Annotated in this window: 15 protein-coding genes; 5 read left to right on the top strand and 10 right to left on the bottom strand. The window is 68.0% G+C overall.

All coding sequences use genetic code 11. The features are described from left to right. Positions 1-53: 53 nt before the first annotated feature. Positions 54-1628, top strand: a complete 1575-nt coding sequence (locus tag H0524_RS01185) for a DHA2 family efflux MFS transporter permease subunit (RefSeq protein ID WP_180196990.1) — start codon at positions 54-56, stop codon at positions 1626-1628. Positions 1629-1821: 193 nt separating this feature from the next. Beyond that, the gene (locus H0524_RS01180; RefSeq protein ID WP_180196989.1) at positions 1822-2307 is read left to right on the top strand and encodes an iron chaperone; all 486 of its coding nucleotides are present in this window, start codon (positions 1822-1824) and stop codon (positions 2305-2307) included. Between the two features lie 158 nt (positions 2308-2465). Here H0524_RS01180 and H0524_RS01175 read toward each other — a convergent pair whose 3' ends face one another. The 5 genes from H0524_RS01175 to H0524_RS01155 form a co-directional block, all read right to left on the bottom strand. Beyond that, positions 2466-3296: an ABC transporter permease gene (locus H0524_RS01175; protein WP_180196988.1), complete on the bottom strand. Its 831-nt coding sequence runs from the start codon at positions 3294-3296 to the stop codon at positions 2466-2468. Continuing rightward, a complete protein-coding gene (locus H0524_RS01170) occupies positions 3293-4243 on the bottom strand; it encodes an ABC transporter ATP-binding protein (protein WP_180196987.1) in 951 nt (316 codons plus the stop codon). The genes H0524_RS01175 and H0524_RS01170 overlap by 4 nt, the downstream gene beginning before the upstream one ends. Beyond that, positions 4218-4742: a VOC family protein gene (locus H0524_RS01165; RefSeq protein ID WP_180197124.1), complete on the bottom strand. Its 525-nt coding sequence runs from the start codon at positions 4740-4742 to the stop codon at positions 4218-4220. The genes H0524_RS01170 and H0524_RS01165 overlap by 26 nt, the downstream gene beginning before the upstream one ends. Before the next feature lie 136 nt (positions 4743-4878). Then, the gene (locus tag H0524_RS01160) at positions 4879-5655 is read right to left on the bottom strand and encodes an alpha/beta fold hydrolase (RefSeq protein ID WP_180196986.1); all 777 of its coding nucleotides are present in this window, start codon (positions 5653-5655) and stop codon (positions 4879-4881) included. A gap of 244 nt (positions 5656-5899) precedes the next feature. Next, on the bottom strand, positions 5900-6736 hold the full coding sequence (locus tag H0524_RS01155) for an AfsR/SARP family transcriptional regulator (RefSeq protein ID WP_180196985.1): 837 nt from the start codon (positions 6734-6736) through the stop codon (positions 5900-5902). Between the two features lie 750 nt (positions 6737-7486). Here H0524_RS01155 and H0524_RS01150 point away from each other — a divergent pair. Continuing rightward, positions 7487-8317: an AraC family transcriptional regulator gene (locus H0524_RS01150; RefSeq protein ID WP_180196984.1), complete on the top strand. Its 831-nt coding sequence runs from the start codon at positions 7487-7489 to the stop codon at positions 8315-8317. Between the two features lie 298 nt (positions 8318-8615). Next, a complete protein-coding gene (locus tag H0524_RS01145) occupies positions 8616-10010 on the top strand; it encodes an NDP-hexose 2,3-dehydratase family protein (RefSeq protein WP_180196983.1) in 1395 nt (464 codons plus the stop codon). Positions 10011-10103: 93 nt separating this feature from the next. Here H0524_RS01145 and H0524_RS01140 read toward each other — a convergent pair whose 3' ends face one another. Genes H0524_RS01140 through H0524_RS01130 form a run of 3 tightly spaced genes read right to left on the bottom strand, consistent with a single transcriptional unit; the run spans position 10104 to position 12017 of the window. Then, positions 10104-10769 (bottom strand): sulfotransferase family protein, encoded by a 666-nt coding sequence (locus H0524_RS01140; protein WP_180196982.1) that lies wholly within the window; start codon positions 10767-10769, stop codon positions 10104-10106. Between the two features lie 44 nt (positions 10770-10813). Then, entirely contained in the window at positions 10814-11227 is a 414-nt protein-coding gene (locus H0524_RS01135; protein ID WP_180197123.1) for a carboxymuconolactone decarboxylase family protein, read from the bottom strand. Next, complete coding sequence (locus H0524_RS01130) at positions 11190-12017, bottom strand: gamma-glutamyl-gamma-aminobutyrate hydrolase family protein (protein WP_033665819.1); 828 nt, start codon at positions 12015-12017, stop codon at positions 11190-11192. The genes H0524_RS01135 and H0524_RS01130 overlap by 38 nt, the downstream gene beginning before the upstream one ends. A 470-nt stretch (positions 12018-12487) precedes the next feature. On the opposite strand from H0524_RS01130, the gene H0524_RS01125 reads away from it, so the two are divergent. Next, a complete protein-coding gene (locus H0524_RS01125) occupies positions 12488-14260 on the top strand; it encodes an FAD-dependent monooxygenase (protein WP_180196981.1) in 1773 nt (590 codons plus the stop codon). Between the two features lie 159 nt (positions 14261-14419). Here H0524_RS01125 and hemG read toward each other — a convergent pair whose 3' ends face one another. Together hemG and H0524_RS01115 are read right to left on the bottom strand one after the other, a co-directional pair. After that, the gene (hemG, locus tag H0524_RS01120; RefSeq protein ID WP_375371983.1) at positions 14420-16066 is read right to left on the bottom strand and encodes a protoporphyrinogen oxidase; all 1647 of its coding nucleotides are present in this window, start codon (positions 16064-16066) and stop codon (positions 14420-14422) included. Then, on the bottom strand, positions 16008-17114 hold the full coding sequence (locus tag H0524_RS01115; RefSeq protein WP_180196979.1) for a ParB N-terminal domain-containing protein: 1107 nt from the start codon (positions 17112-17114) through the stop codon (positions 16008-16010). The genes hemG and H0524_RS01115 overlap by 59 nt, the downstream gene beginning before the upstream one ends. Positions 17115-17277: the final 163 nt, after the last annotated feature.

Here is a 17277-nt window from a genome sequence, read left to right as displayed (position 1 = left end):
CCGGAACCGCCCAATAGCCCACGGGTCGCCGATGGTCCGCCTACCGTGACCTCGTGGACGCCGGAGCGGAAGCTGAGACAGGCGAGGGGCGCCCGTGGACGCGGGCCCAGAAGTGGACGATAGTCGCGGCTGGCCTCGGCGTCTTCATCACCCTGCACGACGTGCTGGTAGCGAATGTGGCGCTGCCCCGAATTCAGGCATTCTATGATTTGGGGGAGTCCGGGCTGCAGTGGATCGTCGCCACCTACACCATGGGAATGGCTATCGCCATCATGCCCGCGGCCACCGTGGCTGATCGGTTCGGGCGGCGGCGGCTGTACCTGACCGCAGTGGTGGTCTTCACCGCGGCCTCGGTGACGGCCGGACTAACCTCGACCTTCACCGTCATGCTGGTGGCGCGGGGGATGCAGGGAGTGGCCGCGGCCGTCATCACGGTCACCGCACTGGCCCTGGTCTCGGCGACTTTCCCGCACAAGCGGCAGCGTTTTTTCGCCCTCGGGCTCTTCGCCGCGGTCGCGGACATCGGGCTGGCGCTCGGCCCGCCGCTCGGCGGAATCCTGACCGAGGTGGCGAGCTGGCGGGTCGTCTTCTTCGTCAATGTTCCGGTCGCCGTGCTGGCGGTCGGGCTTACCCTTCGGTACGTCGCCGAGTCGCGCGAGTCCACCCGCCGTGTTGTCGATCTACCCGGGCAGCTGCTGTTTGTGATAACAGTCGGTGCGTTTACTTTTGCCGTTATCGATGGCCATGACCTGGGCTGGGGATCGCCGCTAATTCTGGTGGCGTTCGTCGCCTTCGCCGTTGGTCTCATTGCCTTCATTGTCCATGAGCTCCGCACCCGTTCACCGATGATGGATCTGCGGCTCTTCACCAGCCGCGCCTACCGGTTGGGCAATATGGCAATATTTTTCGGTTTTTTTACAGTGTATGGTGCTTTGTTAATCGTCACCCAATACTTTCAGAACGTCCGGCTCTACACCCCGGTGGAGGCGGGTCTGCTCATCTTGCCGTCCTCCCTCGCCTCGGTGGCGGTTTCCCCGGTCGCTGGCTTCATCGCCGCCCGCCGTGGCGCCCGCCTGCCGGCCCTCGTCGGCCAGACTCTGCTCGTTGTCGGACTGGCCATCATGGTGGTCGGGGTGGCATGGAGTGTCGTCGCCGTCGTGCTGGGCTTTCTGCTCCTGGGTGCCGGTCTCTCCCTGATCATCCCGCCGGTGCAGGGGCTGGCGTTGAATTCGGTGCCGGTGGAGCGCGCCGGCATGGCCTCGGGCATCATAGCCACCCAGCGAGGTCTTGGATCAACCGCCGGCTACGCGGTACTGGGAACGATCGTCTCGGTATGGGTCGCTTCTTTCTTGGACGACGACCTGGCCAGCACCATTCCCGACCGTGCCGAACGGGCTGCTGTTGTCGAGCAGATCGTTGACGATACCAATCCGAACGCTTTTGAGGCGATAGTCGGGCCTGGTCGGCCCGTTGACCATCCCGAGCCCGACCAGGTGGCGGCGATTCGGACGGTCGCAGACCACACCTTTGTGCGGGGTATGCAGCTCGGCCTGGGGCTCGCCGCTCTGGTCGCCCTGATCGTCCTGGCGATCCTCATCCGGAGTTTTCGCGACTCCCAAGATCGATAGATTGTGGTCCCTAGCTCGGGCCTGCCCTCCGAGTGATATGCGAGGTGAAATGTCGCTGCTTCCGTGGGAGGAGGTGGTGCCGGGCGCCACGCTGATGATGGATTGGTGTGGAATCGAGAAGGCGTTGCCCGCTACAGGTGGTTAGCTGGAGAAACATGTTGAGTACCGGACGGACAAGAGGAGCAGTGCGTACGTGAGCGTTACGTCGAAAGCTGGTAAGGACAGCAAGCAGACAAAGTCGTCCCAGGAGGAAGGGTTCTCCGAGGTCGAGCGGGCCGCCATCAAGGACCGGGCGGCGGAGTTGAAGTCGGAGGCTCGCCGTAGCAAGAGCGCGAACAAGGCGGCAGCCGACGAGAGAGACGTCCTCGAGAAGATCAGCAACATGGCGCAGCCGGACCGCGCGTTGGCGCAACGCCTGCACGCCGTCATCACCGAGACCGCCCCTGAGCTGGCACCGAAGCTGTGGTACGGCCAGCCCGCCTGGGCCAGGAGCGGAAAGGTGGTCTGCTTCTTCCGCAGCGGGCAGGGAGACAAGCAGCGTTACTCGACGTTCGGGTTCTCGCCGGAGGCGAAGCTCGACGACGAGCAGGGTCTGTGGGCGACATCGTTCGCCCTGACCGAGCTGACCGACAAGGCCGAGGCAACGATCAAAAAGCTACTGCGGACCGCCCTGGGCTGAGGTGGACGATGCCACGGCCCGGCCCGGGTGCGAAAGGTATCAGCTGAGACGTTTGGTGTTGCTCGCGGCCGCCACCAGCCCATCGGCCCACCGCTGACCATCCGTCCGTTCTCGGGCGCTCCCCGGCGATGGGGAGCGCCCGAGGCGACGCTAGTGGATCAGGCGTCGCGGCGATTCAGAAGGAAGGCCGCGAGCGCCAGCAAAGCAGCGGTCCACAGGCCGAACACCCCGAAGCCCTGCCAGGGGGTGAGGAGACTGCCCTCCTGCTGGGTGGCCTGGCCAATCAGGATTCCAGCCTCGGTCGGCAGGTAGGCGTGGGCGTACTCGCCGAACTTGCCGGGCAGTAGTTGCACCAGGGGAGCGAGCACGAGCACGAACATGATCACACCGGTGATCCCCGCCGCGGTACGCCGCACAATGGCACCGATAGCGAGGGAGAACAGGCTGAGCATGGCCAGGTAGAGGCCGGTGCCCACCACTGCCCGCAGCGCACCGGGATCGCCGAGGGATGCCTCAACCCTCTCGCTGAGCATCGCCGCGCCGATGAAGAACGAGACGAACGCCGCTGCCAGGCTCACTGCCAGGACTACCAGGCTCAGCACCACGCCCTTGGCGGCGAGCATGGACAGCCGGCGGGGCTTCGCCAGCAGGCTGGCTCGGATCATGCCGGTGGAGTACTCCGACGCGATAACCATGACGCCCAGGACACAGATGGCGGGTTGGCTGATCAGAAAGCCGCTGCCGAGGATGACGGTCGTCGGATCACCGATGATCAGCTCGCGGTCGCTGGCAGCAGTGTCGTCCCACGCGGCGGTGGTCAAGCCGACGAGCAGTGCGGTGAAGGCCGGGTACAGCAACGCGAGTAGTCCGAGCGACCAGCCGGTCGACCGGACCGATCGGAGCTTTGTCCACTCGGAGCGCAGCAGCCCGGCAAAGCTGGCGCGGCTGGCCACCGTGCTGGCGGTGGGGCGGGCGGCGGTCGCGGTCATCGGGCTTCCCCTCCGGACGTCGGGGCGTCGGCATCCTGGGTTGAGCCAGTGCCGGCGTACTCCACGCTCTCCCGGGTCAGCGTCATGAACGCCTCCTCCAGGGTGCCGCGTTGCGGGACCACCTCGTGGAGGACGTGCCCACCGGCCGACGCGATCTCACCGATCCTGGTGGCCTCCATGTCCTCAACGCTCAGCTCGTTGTCGTCGTTGCGGGTCACCGTGCCGCCCGCCCGGGTGAGGGCCTCGGCCAACTCGTCGGCGTTCGGGCTACGGACGAGCACCGTCTGCTTCTGTCCCCGCTCGATGAACTCCTGGGTTGGGCAGTCCGCGATCAGGCTGCCGCGGCCGATGATGATGAGATGCTCGGCCGTCACTGCCATCTCGTTCATCAGGTGGCTGGAGACGAAGACGGTTCGACCCTCGGCCGCCAGCTGCCGCATGAAGGTGCGAACCCAGAGGATGCCCTCCGGGTCAAGCCCGTTGACCGGTTCGTCCAGCACCAGCACGGCGGGGTCACCGAGCAGGGCGGCGGCGAGCCCAAGTCGTTGTCCCATGCCGAGGGAGAAGCTCCCGGCCCGCTTGTGTGCCACTTCGCGTAGCCCGACCAGGTCGAGTACCTCCGAGACCCGCTTCTTGCCAATGCCCTGCGACTGGGCCAGGCAGAGCAGATGGTTGTGGGCGGTCCGGCCCGGGTGCACCGCCTTGGCCTCCAAGAGGGCGCCGACCGCGGCGAGCGGGGTGGTCAGGTCCCGGTAGCGCTTGCCGTCGATGGTGGCGGTGCCACGATCCGGATGGTCGAGACCGAGCAGTAGGCGCATGGTCGTCGATTTGCCGGCGCCGTTGGGGCCGAGGAACCCGGTTACCTTGCCGGGCCCGACCGTGAAGGAAAGATCCCTCACGGCGACCTTGTCGCCGTAGCGCTTAGTCAGGTTCTTGGCTTCGATCATCCGTTCCGTCCTGAAGAGGCCGATGGTTGGGAAAATGGGGATTACCGGAGCCACCACCGTCGCCGGTGCTCTTTCTCCGGCGGCGGATCTGGGAGAACCGCAGCGTGTTGCCGGCCGGGTCGCGGAAAGCGCAGTCCCGGACGCCCCAGGGCTGGTCGGTCGGCTCCTGTACCACCGTTGCACCCCCGGCGCGAAGGTGCTCGAAGGCCGCGTCACAGTCCTCGGTGCGGAACACCAGACCGGGCAGCAGGCCCTTCACCAGCAGCTCCGCCAGGGCGTGCTGGTCAGCGGGCGAGGTTTCCGGGTAGACGACCAGGGACTGCAGAACGATGTCGGCATCGGGCTGCCCAGGCGACCCGAGGGCAATCCAGCGCAATCCCTCGGATGTGTGGTCTTGGCGAACCTCAAGGCCGAGAACATCCCGGTAGAAGGTGAGCGCACGTTCATGGTCGTCGACGGCGACGAAGCGCTGCGCAACCTTGACTCCCATGTGCTTCATGCTACGAACGGCGGGCCTCCGGGCGCTTCTTGATTCCTGATGGACCTGGGGCGAATTGCGGTTGACCGGTCCGTCAGCCGCCTCCGGTGCGCGCGTGCTCATCCGGCAGCTCCTTTCGCGGGTGGTGGGGGAGGTATCAGGTCGTGGCGAACTCGACCAGAACCCGGCCCAGCGCCGCCATCTCGATCCGGTGCCAGGAGCCGGGCAGTTCCCTTCCCGAGCCGTTCGGCAGGGCCGCCGCCGTCGCCTGGGCCGCGGCACGCAGCCAGTCGCTGGTGCCGTTGCTGTTGACGACCAGCGTGGGAGTCCGCAGGGCGGCCAGCCGATCGACCGGGAGGCTGAAATCGCCACACAGAGTGACGTCATAGGCGAGCGTGTGGGCATTCGCCTCGTTCGTCGCCCAGAGTGGGCCTTGCCGCCACTGGGCGATTGCCGTTGGGGGCAGGTCCATCAGCACATTCAGGAAGTACTCCGCAGCCGCGCCCCGTTGGCCGTCGGCGACCAGCGCGCGTAGTTGGTCGGCGGCATCGAGGGGCGGCCGTGGGTGGTCACCGACCCGGAAGTAGGGTTCGTGCAGGGCCAGTTTGGTGATCGGGGTGTCGGCCATAGCTGCCTCCAGCGCGAGATTCGCGCCGCACGATCCGGCGAACACCACCGCGTGGCCACCCGCCTCCTCGATCACGACGGCGAGGTCCTCAATCTCTCGTTCGATGGCATATTGGGCGGAATCTGTGCTCTGCCCCCGTCCCCGGCGGTCGTAGACGTAGGTGGTGCAGTGCGCTGTCAGCTCTGGGACGAGTGCGTCGAAAATTGTGTGATCGCGGAATGCGCCATTCAGGAGTACGATCGCCGGCCCGGCGCCGGCCCGCTGGTAGGCGATCGTGGTGCCGTCCCGCGAAAGAGCCTTTCGCATCTAGTTCTCCTCGGTGTCGCCACGGCTGTTTGCAGCCAATTTCTGGCCAGGTGGTTGACCTCTCCTCGAGGCTTGGTCGGGCCGCCGAACTCCTACGCCCGTGGGCCAGCTTTCGCTGTTTTCGTTTTGGTGCCCACGGGGCTGCGGGACAGGAAGGTCTGCCCGGGGTGACCGGCCTGGGATGGTGTGGCGGAGTTGGAATCCGCATGGGTGACAGAGTTCCGGTCCCGCGAGCAGACCGGGGTTAGGGGTGGCGCACCGTGAATTTACTGGGGGGTGATAGCGGTGACGTCTCCTCCAGTTCGGGATCGCCGGCAAGTATGGCGGCCAGGAGTCGCTGTACCCGTGGTCCTGGTTCGACGCCGAGCTCTTCGTTGAGGATGGAACGGAGGCGATGATATGCCTGAAGTGAGCGCCCAACGTGGCCGGCGCGATACATGGCCATCATTCGTAGCGCGCACAGGTTTTCGTTCATCGGGTTCCGTGCCGTGACGAGCGTTAGTTCTGCCAGCAGGTCGGAATGCCGGCCCAGGGCCAGGTCCGTTTCGATCCGGCGTTCCAGCGTGCAGAGCCGGCTTTCCTCCAGTGATGCCGCCTCGATCTCCAGGATCGGGCCCATTCGGACATCGACCAGGGCTGCGCCGCGCCAGACCTGAAGTGCGTGACTGAACTCCTGTGAGGCTCGGTGCTGGTCGCCCGCCTCGGCCGCGGTGCGACCGGCGACAAGGTGCCGGTTGTACACTTCGACATCTGTTTCGCACGCGAACCCCTCGAGTAGATAGCCATTGTGGCGGGTGCCGATTATCTGTCGGGCTTCCGGGCTGCCGTACCCGGCCGTGGCGAGTGCGTTTCGCAGCTGCAGAATGTATGTCTGCAGGGTTGTGGCGTGGCTTCGTGGTGGACGGTCCCCCCACAGTTCCTCGATGAGCATCGGCACGGTGACGACGCGTCCGACGTTCAAGGCGAGTAGGGCGAGCACCTGACGTTGTTTGGGTGCGCTGGTCTCCACCGGCATGCGACCGTAGTGGAGCGAGAGTGGGCCGAGCAGCCCGAAGCTCAGAAGTGTCTGGTCCCTTTCCACCCGATCTCCTCCGTGTAACGGATTATCAACTTCAAGCCTTTCGCACTGGCCTGATGGCAGGCTTGGGCTGACATAGAAATGGAGCCGAATTGTTTGGTGAAGCGAGTCCGGTAGCGTAAGCATGCCGGGCTGGGGAAACGATTTCAGGGGCGCCGACAGGTAGGCGCGGCTACGTGTTCTATGTTTCTCCCCCCATCGATCCAGTCCCTGGGTGTCGCAGGTAATTGCGTAATATTGTGCCATGATCCAGCGATCCAGGGAACTGTTGATAACTCGGTGGTCGTAAGGTAGAAATGTCGGTTCCAGGTGAGAAAGTATTTGTAGGGTTCGGTGGAGGTTTGCAGCGGTTTCGTCGTGATTTCCTGGGCGTAGTTGACCCGTCTACCTGCCGGCAGGGTTGGTTGTCGTTTTCATCCAGGCCAAGGCGGGGAGGTGGATCGCCGTTTCGGGTTGGCTGGCGTTCTGGGCGCCGGCGCAGCGCCGATGTAAATATGTCTTTAGCGCCTCGAATCATGCTTTCCCGCCATTTTTGGGGTCTCGCGCCCGTCCGGAGCGCTGATCGCATCGGTGCTGGCCCGTCGTGGTCGTAGGTGTCGCGGTGAAACGGGTCGCTCCACTGTCGGTGACAAATTGTGGCGACCCTTTCGCTGTCGGTGATGGCCGGTTCAGATCCGGTCCCCATTGCTGCTCGAGCTGATCCCGACGGAGGGCGGTCACCATGGTGGTCGGCGACGATGCAGTGAGGTGCGCATGGACAGTGCAGTCGAACGGGCCATCGAGTATCTCTGGGAGCGTTACGACCGGCCGCTGACGCTGGCCGAGATCGCGGAGAGCGCTGGGTTAAGTCGGTTCTACTTTGCCCGACTTTTTCGCAATATAACCGGAGTTACTCCCGGCCGGTTTCTAGCCGCTATTCGGATTCATCAGGCCAAGCGTCTTCTTCTTGATACCCCGCTGCGGATAACGGATGTCTCCGTGCTGGTGGGGTACAGCAGCCTCGGCTCCTTCAGTAATTGTTTCACTTCCAGTGTCGGGGTCTCACCCGGCCGGTTCCGTCGCCTTTCGCCTATTGGTGCGACCGAGCTATCTGGCCGTTCGGCCACCCTCCTCGGCGCCGGGGCGATCGCTGGGACGATCAGCCTGCCGGAAGGACACGGCAACGCGCAGGTCTATCTGGGCGCGTTTTCGACCCGGATCGTGCAGCACCGCGCAGTCTCGGCGATGGTCGTTGACGTGCCGGGCGGTCGGCCGTCCTGTTACCACCTGCCGCACGTGCCCAACGGCACCTGGTTCGTGCACGCGGTGGCGGTAGCTGACGGTGTTGGCCCCGAAGCTCGCCGTTCCACCGCCCTGATCGGCATGCACCCCCTGGTGACGGTCGTTGCGGACGGTGTGACCAGTGCTGCGGTCCGCCTCCGGCGCCGGCGGGTGATCGACCCACCGGTGCTGCTCGCGCTACCGGAACTCACCCCCCGGTCCGTCCCGGCAGCCGGCGGATGCCCGGCCACCACGGCACGGCAGGCGCCCCTCGCGCGCTCCGCGGAGCCACGGCGATCGGCGCTGGCCCGAACGCTGCCCTGACCCGCGGGCTCGCCGCCCGGCGGCCCGTTCGACTGACGTCACCAGTGCGGTTGAACTTCCCCCGGGCAGTCGGTGGTCCCGAAGCAGCGCCACCCCCCGAGTCCGGGCCGCCAGACGAACTGATCAGGTTCGGCAGTGTGACCGTGGCCGGGGCAACGTCGAGGATGCCCGGATGGGCGGTCCCTGAGCACCATGGCGGGACCGGTGCCCGGGGGTGTTTCGGTGATGCCCGCCGAGCGGCGAGTGCCGCCACCGGTGACCCCGCAACGGCTCGCGCGCTAGGAAGTGGTGATCGACCGTGACCTCAGCAGTACTGCTCCAACCGCGTTGCGGCACCGAACTCGCCGAACGGCTCGCACGCTCGGCAGCGGCTACCGATGGCGCCGGGATCGCAACCTCCGATGTGTTGGACTGGCTCGCTGCCGAGCGGGCAGCGTGCCGCACCCGAGTGCGGCGGATCCCATTCGCGGAGTTGGACGGCTGGTCGTTCCAGTCCGAAACCGGGAATCTGCGCCACCGTAGTGGAGGGTTCTTCACGGTGGAGGGCCTGCACGTCGTCCGACCGGATGTGGGCGCCGAGTGGCAACAGCCGATCATCGTGCAACGGGAGATCGGCATCCTCGGGATCCTGGCGAAGGAGTTCGACGGCACGCTGCACTTCCTCATGCAGGCGAAGGTGGAGCCGGGTAATCCCAACCTGGTGCAGCTGTCACCCACCGTGCAGGCCACCCGAAGTAACTACACGAAGGCGCATGGCGGGACGGCGGTGAGGTACCTGGAACACTTCCTTGATCCGCCTCCGGGCCGGGTGCTCACCGATGTCCTGCAGTCCGAACACGGCGCCTGGTTCTACCGCAAGCGCAATCGCAACATGATCGTCGAGGTGAAGGGTGAGGTGCCAGCGGACGAGCGCTTTCGCTGGCTCACGCTGGGTCAGCTGGGTCAGCTGCTCCGGCAGGACAACGTGGTCAACATGGACTCGCGGACGGTGCTGGCGAGCGCACCGCTGGCGTATCCCGAACACGGTGCCGTCTGCTCCGACGCCGAGGTGGCTTCCTGGTTCACCGGTCAACGGGCCAGCCACGAGGTGCGGGCCCACCGTGTTCCGCTGGCGCGGATAGCCGGCTGGTGCCGTGACGAGCACAGCATCTACCGTCCGGATCAGCGGCATTTCCGGGTGCTAGCGGTCGCTGTTGAGGGCGCGAACCGAGAGGTCTCCAGTTGGAGTCAGCCGCTGATCGAGCCGGTGGCACCGGGCGTGGTGGGTTTTGCGTACCGGACCTTCGGCGGGGTGCCGCACGTTCTCGTGCACGCCCGGGTGGAGGGGGGCTTCCTCGACACCGTGGAACTGGCGCCCACCGTGCAGTGTGTTCCGGCGAGCTACCCCCAGCTGCCAGCGGCGCAACGCCCTCCGTTTCTTGACCTGATGTTGGACCCGTCCCCGGAACGGGTCCGGTATGCAGCGACGCATTCCGAGGAGGGCGGTCGGTTCCGCAATGCCGAGAGCCGCTATCTGGTGGTCGCCACCGACGAGACGGCGACGCCGACCGAGGCGCCGCCCGGCTACCACTGGATCACCCCGGGCCAGCTCAGCTGGCTGGCCGGGCACAGCCGCTACGTCAACGTCCAGGCCCGGACCCTGCTGGCAATCCTGCAGACCCGGGCCGCCGAGGTCGGCCAGGACTCGTGGTGAGGTGCGGTACGGGCCGCTGCCCTGCGGCGGCCCGTACCCCTGGTGGGGTGGCCCTCGGCCTGCCCCGGCTGCCCGTCACACTCGCCGACTGGCTCAGGCGGTCGCCACCCCAGCGGCCCCGCCGCCCACGTCTCGGATGACCTGACGCATCGACCCGCTGTCGTTGGCGTGGGGGAAGTCCTCCGCCGGCACCGCGACCCCGAGGAACGCGCACAGTGGTTCCCATCCCTGCTGCACGTCATAGGTGAGCAGGTTGTCGGGGGCGACAGAGCTGGCGACCGCCTCGTTGTGCCGGTGAAAGACCCGAATGGCGTGACCCTTGTCGGCGAAGCGTCCACCGAAGAGACCATCCCAGACCATGGTGTTGACGAACCGATATATCCGGGCCGGCACGGAGCCGGGTTCCGGTGGATTGTCGCGGCTCCGGACGGCGAACTGGTACAAGGTGTCGTACGTGCTTCGGTACCACTCCTCGCTGTCCCGTACGGTCAGGATTACCTTCGCCTTCGGGAATGCCCGGATGATTTCCTTGTGGTAGATGGCGCTGGGCCCGTCCGCGACGGAGACGAAGCCGTCGAACAGCTCCTCCCAGTCGGGCCGCTGCCCGTCACAGACGACCTTTTCCCACTGCTGGAGTCGGTCCGAATCGTTGACGATATTGAACATGTGAGAGCAGGGTCCGTAGCCGAGGCGCTCCAGCGCCAGCTTCAGTGACGTGGTGCCGGTCCGGCCCAAGCCGGTGTTGATGAGCCGTAACATATGTGAACCCCTCCTGCCGGTCCTGGTGGTCGGGTGGCCCGGAATCAGCGCCAGTCCCCTGGGTCCTGTCGAGTGGATAGATTGATGCAGTTCCAGAGGCTTACCAGCCCGACATGCATGATCAATGCGCTGAGTTCCGGCTCGGTATAGTGCCGGACAGCCTCGTCCCAGACCTCGTCCGGCACCGGATCCACGCGGTCACCGAGACGGGTGGCGGCCTCGGCGAGCGCCAGCGCCGCCCGCTCGGCATCGGTGAAACAGTCGGCCTCACGCCAGGACGCCACGATCGACAGGCGGTGATCGATCCGCGACGCGGCCTCCGGACCGGCCGGCAGGATCCAGACTCGGCCATTGAGCTGGCTGACCCGCATCCGGACCAGATCGAGGGTCCGGACCGGCACGCCGACCTGGTTGATCACTTTACCGAGTTCGAGCAGGGGCGGCAGCGCGTCGGGCACGACCAGAGACGGGTTGTTCATCCGCGATGCCATCAGCTTCTCCCGGGGTTGGGGGTCGTTGTCTCGCACGTTCGGCGGCGTCGGCGAGCGCGCGGTGCAGCCGGTCGTCAGAGTCCTGCCCGGCCTCCCACTGCACCCCGAGCACGAACGGGTGCCCGATCGCCTCGATCGCCTCGACGACTCCGTCCGACGCCCGGGCGGTCACGGTGAGACCCGCACCGACCCGGTCGACACCCTGGTGGTGGTGGCAGGCGACGGTGGGGACATCGGCGCCGTAGGCAGCGGCGGCGAGGCTGCCGCGCTGGAGGTGCAGGTGGTTCCGGCCGAGGGTGAAGGTCGCGGTCTGCGGGCAGTGGCCGTCGTGGTTCACGGCCTCGGGCAGGTGCTGGTGCAGGGTCCCGCCCGACAACACATTGAGCACCTGCATCCCGCGGCAGATGGCCAGGACGGGCCGGTCGGCGTCGAGCGCTGCGCGGAGCAGGGCCAGTTCGACCCGGTCCGCGGCAGGGTTGCCGCATCGGGTCCTGGTGTGCCGGGGCTGCCCGTACAGCTTCGGGTCCAGGTCTGGCCCCCCGGGTAGCAGTAGGCCGTCGAGGTGCGGCACCAGGTCCTCGGCGCCCGGCAGCAGCGGTACCAACAGGGGGGCGCACCCCGCGGCGGCGAGCATGTCCACGTGGGCCTGCAGCGCCAGGCTGACGGTCGTGTCGAGCCCCTGCACCGTCACTGGAGTCGTTCGTGCGCAGACCCCGATCACCGGCCGTGCCACGTCGTTGTTCCGCACTGAGCTCATGCGCACCCACCATTGTTCGGAGGTCACACCGTCCGGGGCAGCACGCCCCACAGAACGGTGGCAGGACAGTTCATATCCGGCCGGGGTGGTGTGGTCGATTCCGTCCGCGCCGGACTATTCGACGACCACGGGGTGAACCTATAACGGTGCCCTGACCAATGGCAACGGTCGGATGTGCAGTAATCAGCTGTTCCCCGAAAGCGGTCGGCGGTATGCGGATCCCTTCGTTCAACCGCCCGGTGAAACGCAGTCGAAACCGCTGACCGTTGCTCGCTGTTTCGGGCCGGCAATAGGGTTGTCGAATCAATCCGTCCTTGACCGGGACTGCAGCGGCTCTCGGCAGACTGCGAGCGGTCCGGCCCGATCGTCGATTCCCCTCTCCACGCGCCGGTCGACAGCCATGGGTCGGCGAGCCGCGAGCGGGGCCACGTACCCGCCCAGCCGGGCGGTCACCACTCGGAAGGACGACAATGGCAACGATAGAGGTTCCGGTTCTGATCGTGGGCGGCGGTGGATGTGGCCTGGCTGCCTCCGTCTTTCTGTCCGACCACGGTGTACGCCACCTGCTGGTGGAGCGGCACCCGGGTACGTCGAGAATGCCGAAGGCGCACTATCTCAACCAGCGGACGATGGGCATCTTCCGCCAGCACGAGCTCGATGCTGAGGTGGCCCAGCAGGGGGCGTGCCTGGCGGAGTTCGGCAAGCTGCGCTGGCTGACCTCGCTCGGTGGGGAAGGGCCCCTCGACGGTCTGGTCATTCAGGAGATGGACGCGTTCGGCGGCGGCGCGTTGCGGGAGACCTACGAGGCGGCTGGGCCGGTACTTCCGGTCAAGCTACCCCAGGTCCGGTTGGAGCCGATCCTGCGGCAACACGCCGAGCGGCGCGGCCCGGGAGAGATCCGGTTCGGTCATGAACTGGTTACTTTCGCCGAGGAGGGCGACCGGGTGGTAGCCCAGGTCCGAGCGGTCGGCACGGGCGAGGTCACCACGGTGGTGGCCCGCTACCTCATCGCGGCTGACGGCGGCCGTACCGTCGGCGCGGCGCTCGGCGTACAGATGCGGGGCCTTCCGGGGTTTCTCGACGTCACCACCGCCTACTTCACCGCGGACCTGTCGCCGTGGTGGCGGGAGGGCACCCTACTCACCCACTTCCTCAATCCGCACGACCCCGACCTGTCCAGCAACCTCATCGAGATGGGCCCCACCTGGGGCAAGCACTGCGAGGAGTGGGTGCTGCACTTTCCGCCGGGTGACCCGCAGCGCTACCCCGCGGAGACCATCGTCCCCAAGATCCGTGAGGTCCTCGGGCTGCCCGACCTGGAGCTCACGCTGCGCCAGGTCACGAACTGGTCGGTGGAATCCCTGGTCGCCGACCAGTACCGGGTCGGTCGAGTGCTCCTTGCCGGTGACGCCGCCCACCGGCAGCCCCCCACCGTCGGGCTGGGACTGAACACCGGGATTCAGGACGCACACAACCTCGCGTGGAAACTCGCCGCGGTACTCACCGGCCGCGCCCCCGACAGCCTGCTCGACACCTACCAGGCCGAGCGGCATCCGATCGGCCGGCACAACGTCGACTGGGCGGTCTCCGCGGCCCTGCACCACCACGCGATCCTCGAGGCTGTCGGGGTCGGTCAGCACACCGCGCCGCAGCGTCGGGAGCGAGCGTTCGCGGCGTTCGTCGACCCATCCCCGATCGCCGCGGCGGCGCGGGCGCGGGCGGCCGAGCTGTTCGCCACCCACCGGGGTGGATGTCAGGCACACGACGTCGAGCTGGGTTTCGCGTACGAACAGGGTGCGGTCATCCCCGACGGAAGCCCGCCGCCACCGCGGGAGCCGTTGCGGGACGTCTACCACCCCACCACCCGGCCCGGGCATCTGCTGCCGCATGCCTGGATCACCCGCGCCGGCCGGGTCCGGTCCACCCACGACCTGACCGGTTCCGCCGGCAGCTTCGTGCTGATCATCGGCCCGAAGGCGGAGCGGTGGCGGGCGGCGGCCGCGGCGGTGGCGGAGAAGCTCTCGGTGCCGATCGACACCGTCGCCATCGGGGTCGGGGCTGAGTACACGGCCGCCGACGACCGGTGGTCACGCGTCCGGGAAATCGCCGACGAGGGCGCCATTCTGGTCCGCCCGGACAACCACGTGGCGTGGCGCAGCAGGGGCGCCGGCGCGAACCCGACCGGTGAGCTGGCCGGGGCCCTCGGACGCATCCTGGAGAACGCGGGGCCGGCCCGAGCCTGACCCCGGCAACAGCAGATCCCCCGTGCCCGCCCGGCCGGTCGGCCCGGGCGGGCACGGGTATGTCCGCGGCGTCCCCCGGTGGGGCGGGGCGAGGATACCGACGCGGCCGCGGTCGGGCGGCGCGGCCGGTGCCCGCGCCACCGGGGCGGGGAGGGCACCTCAGCTCAAGGCGGCGGGGGTGGTTCCGGGCAGCCCTGTGAGCACCTGGTCAACGGCTTTCTGCGCATCGGCGATGCACGTGCCGACCCCCACTCCCTCGTACGCGGCACCGCAGACGGCGAGCCCCGGCGAGCCACCGACCGCCGTCCGGATCCGGTTCACCCGATTCAGGTGGCCGACGGTGTACTGGGGCAGCGCGCTCGGCCACCGGGTGACCCGGGTCGCCACCGGGACACCGTTCGCCCCGGTTGCCGCGGCGACCTCGGCGGTCACCAGCCGGACGAGGTCGGCGTCATCGCGGTGGAGCGCTGCCTCGTCGCCGACCTTCCCGACCGAACAGCGCAGGATCTCCACCTCGCCCGCCAGGTGCGGCCACTTCACCGTGGAGAAGGTCACTTCGTTGACGGCCCGTCCGTCCACCGCCGGAACCCGGTAGCCGCAGAACCCGCGCGTGGCGAGCCCACCGGCGAACGCCGTACGGGGGTAGGCCAGCGTGATGCTGCCGACACTGGCGTACGGGAGCTGCGCCAGCTCAGCGGCGGCCGGCGCCACTCCGGGTACGCCGGCCAGCAATCGGCCGGCAGGCCCGGCGGGGACGGCGACGATGACCGCATCCGCGGTGAGCTGTTCGGTCCCGGCGTCGGCGTTGACGGTCAACCGCCACCCCTGCCGCTCCGGAGCCAGGCCGGTGACCTCCGCCCCGGTTCGTACCCGCGCGTCGGGCGAGTCGGCGAGAACTGCGTCGACCAACACCTGGGGTAGGTTGCCGAGCCCGCCGGTCAGGGTACCGATCCCGGTTGGCGGTTCCTGCCCGTCTGGCGGTGGCGGGGGGACCAGCGAGCCCGCTGCCTGGATCAGCGACGGGTACCTGCGGGCCGCGTTCGCCAGCGGGGCCAGCATGGCCTCGAAGGACAGCTGGTCGGAGCGGCCGGCGCAGACATCGCTGAGGAACGGGTCAACGAGGCGGTCCAACACCTCCTGGCCGAGTCGCTGCGAGACGTAGGCCGCGACGGTGACGTCGCCGTCCCGTTCGGTCGGTGGCAGCCCGAGGTCGCGGCGGGCCGCGGCCACCCCGCCCGGCGAGAGGATGCCGGAGTCGGCGAGCGCGTCCAGGTCCGCGGGGATGCCCATGAACTGGCTGGCCGGCAGGGGCCGGAGTGCGCCCCTGCTCCAGATCGCGGTTGTGGTGGCGCCGGCCAGGGCGAGCTGATCGCCGAGACCGGCCGCGGTGAGCAACCGGGTGGTCTTGGGCCGCCGGGCATAGAGCCCTTCCGCCCCCTCGTCGACGAGGACGCCCGCCACCTCCGAGGCGGACAGCTTCCCCCCGAGCCGCGGTGCGGCCTCGAGGAGGGTGATTCGTACTGGCTCGTTCCGGAGGTAGAACGCCGCGGTCACCCCCGTGATGCCACCCCCGACGATGACCACGTGGGGCGCCGTACCTGCCCGATCCTGTTCGTTGTCCACCATGTCGCCTGCTCTTTCGTGGGCTGCGATGTGGTAGCAGTCTCCCCGCGCTCCCGCGAATTCCGGTCGAGTGAGAGTTGACCCGGGCAGGTGGCGGCGGTCGGCCGGGGTGTGGCGGGTGGCGTTACGTTCCGTCCTCCTGCTTGCGTTTGAGTTGTTCGGCGAAGAGGCCCCACTCCGCACTGATGCTGTCCGCGAGCGGGGCGATCACGCTCAGCCAGTGCGGCGGTATCGAGCCGGCGACCTCCCGCCAGCGATGTGGGGCACCGGCGTGCCACGCCATCCACCGAATGAACGCCCGGCCGCCCTCGGTGTACCGGATGGACGGATCGGTAGCCAGCTTGTTCGCCACCCCGGCCCAGGTCAGTGGCGCGTCCGCCGGCCCCCGGCGCCGGACCGCACCACCGCGGGGCGCCGGCAACGTGGGGGTGGGCGCCGCGGCTCGCCGGGCTGGTCCCACCGGCTCCTCGACCGGGGGAAGGCGGTGCCCGGTGCGCTCCGGGCTGATGCCCCGGCGCAGCCGAGCGCTCACATCATGGACGGTGCCCAGCGATACGTCGGCCTCGCGGGCGACCTGCCGCAGCGGGGCGTCCGGGTGCGCGCTGAGGTAGGCGGCGGCGCGACGCCGGCCCTCCACGGCGGTGACCGGACGACGCCTTCCGTCCCGGCCGATCCGCTTGCCGCCGGCCCCTGCTGCCCCTGGCGACCGGGTACGCAACGATGCGATCGTCTTCGCGCTCAATCCCGTGATGGCGGCGAGGGCCCGGTCAGACCAGTCCGGATACTCCGACAGCACCCGGTTGGCGCCGGCGAGCCGGTCGGCTCGGGACAGCGGTAACCCATGGGCGATGTTCGCCTGCATCGCCAGGATGAGGGCCTCGGCGTCGGTGCAGTCCAGGAAGCGTGCGGGGATGACGTGATCGCCGCGGATCCGGGCGGCCTCGAGCCGGTGCAGCCCGTCGATAACCCGCCAGCCCTCCTCCTGGACGAGGAGAGGCGGTAGCTGCGTGGTGCCGCCCGCCTCCACGAGTAGCTGGACGTGGGCTCCGCTCGTGCCACCCTGCCGCAGCCGCAGGCTGGGCGACAGGGCGTCCAGGGGAACGTCTCGTGCCGGCAGTCGCTCGAAGTTCTTCAGATCGAATTTGTCGTTACCCGTCGCTTCGTCGCTGCCCGCAATGGCGAGCCTGAAGCCTTCCGTGGCCAGCGCAGCTTGCCCGTGGTGACGAGACATCCGGTACGCCCTCCTCGGTCGCCGTTTGGCTGAGGGTGGCAGGGGTGTCTTTAGCCGTAGTCGAGACGGGGTGGACCGGCGGCCGGTGCCGGTCCGCTCGGTGCGGTTCCGTTCTGGGGGGCGCCGAACCAGCGGGTGAGGGCGTGGGTGAGGTCGTGGGTGC

Source organism: Salinispora sp. H7-4, from assembly GCF_013416675.1.
GTDB lineage: Bacteria > Actinomycetota > Actinomycetes > Mycobacteriales > Micromonosporaceae > Micromonospora > Micromonospora vitiensis.
This window is presented reverse-complemented; position numbering and strand designations above follow the sequence as displayed.

Excerpts from the sequence above, each read along its gene's own strand:
- H0524_RS01175 (WP_180196988.1), bottom strand. The coding sequence starts at position 3,296 with ATGACCGCGACCGCCGCCCGCCCCACCGCCAGCACGGTGGCCAGCCGC.
- H0524_RS01170 (WP_180196987.1), bottom strand. The coding sequence starts at position 4,243 with ATGATCGAAGCCAAGAACCTGACTAAGCGCTACGGCGACAAGGTCGCC.
- H0524_RS01165 (WP_180197124.1), bottom strand. The coding sequence starts at position 4,742 with ATGAAGCACATGGGAGTCAAGGTTGCGCAGCGCTTCGTCGCCGTCGAC.
- H0524_RS01160 (WP_180196986.1), bottom strand. The coding sequence starts at position 5,655 with ATGCGAAAGGCTCTTTCGCGGGACGGCACCACGATCGCCTACCAGCGG.
- H0524_RS01150 (WP_180196984.1), top strand. The coding sequence starts at position 7,487 with ATGGACAGTGCAGTCGAACGGGCCATCGAGTATCTCTGGGAGCGTTAC.
- H0524_RS01140 (WP_180196982.1), bottom strand. The coding sequence starts at position 10,769 with ATGTTACGGCTCATCAACACCGGCTTGGGCCGGACCGGCACCACGTCA.
- H0524_RS01130 (WP_033665819.1), bottom strand. The coding sequence starts at position 12,017 with ATGAGCTCAGTGCGGAACAACGACGTGGCACGGCCGGTGATCGGGGTC.
- H0524_RS01125 (WP_180196981.1), top strand. The coding sequence starts at position 12,488 with ATGGCAACGATAGAGGTTCCGGTTCTGATCGTGGGCGGCGGTGGATGT.
- H0524_RS01115 (WP_180196979.1), bottom strand. The coding sequence starts at position 17,114 with ATGTCTCGTCACCACGGGCAAGCTGCGCTGGCCACGGAAGGCTTCAGG.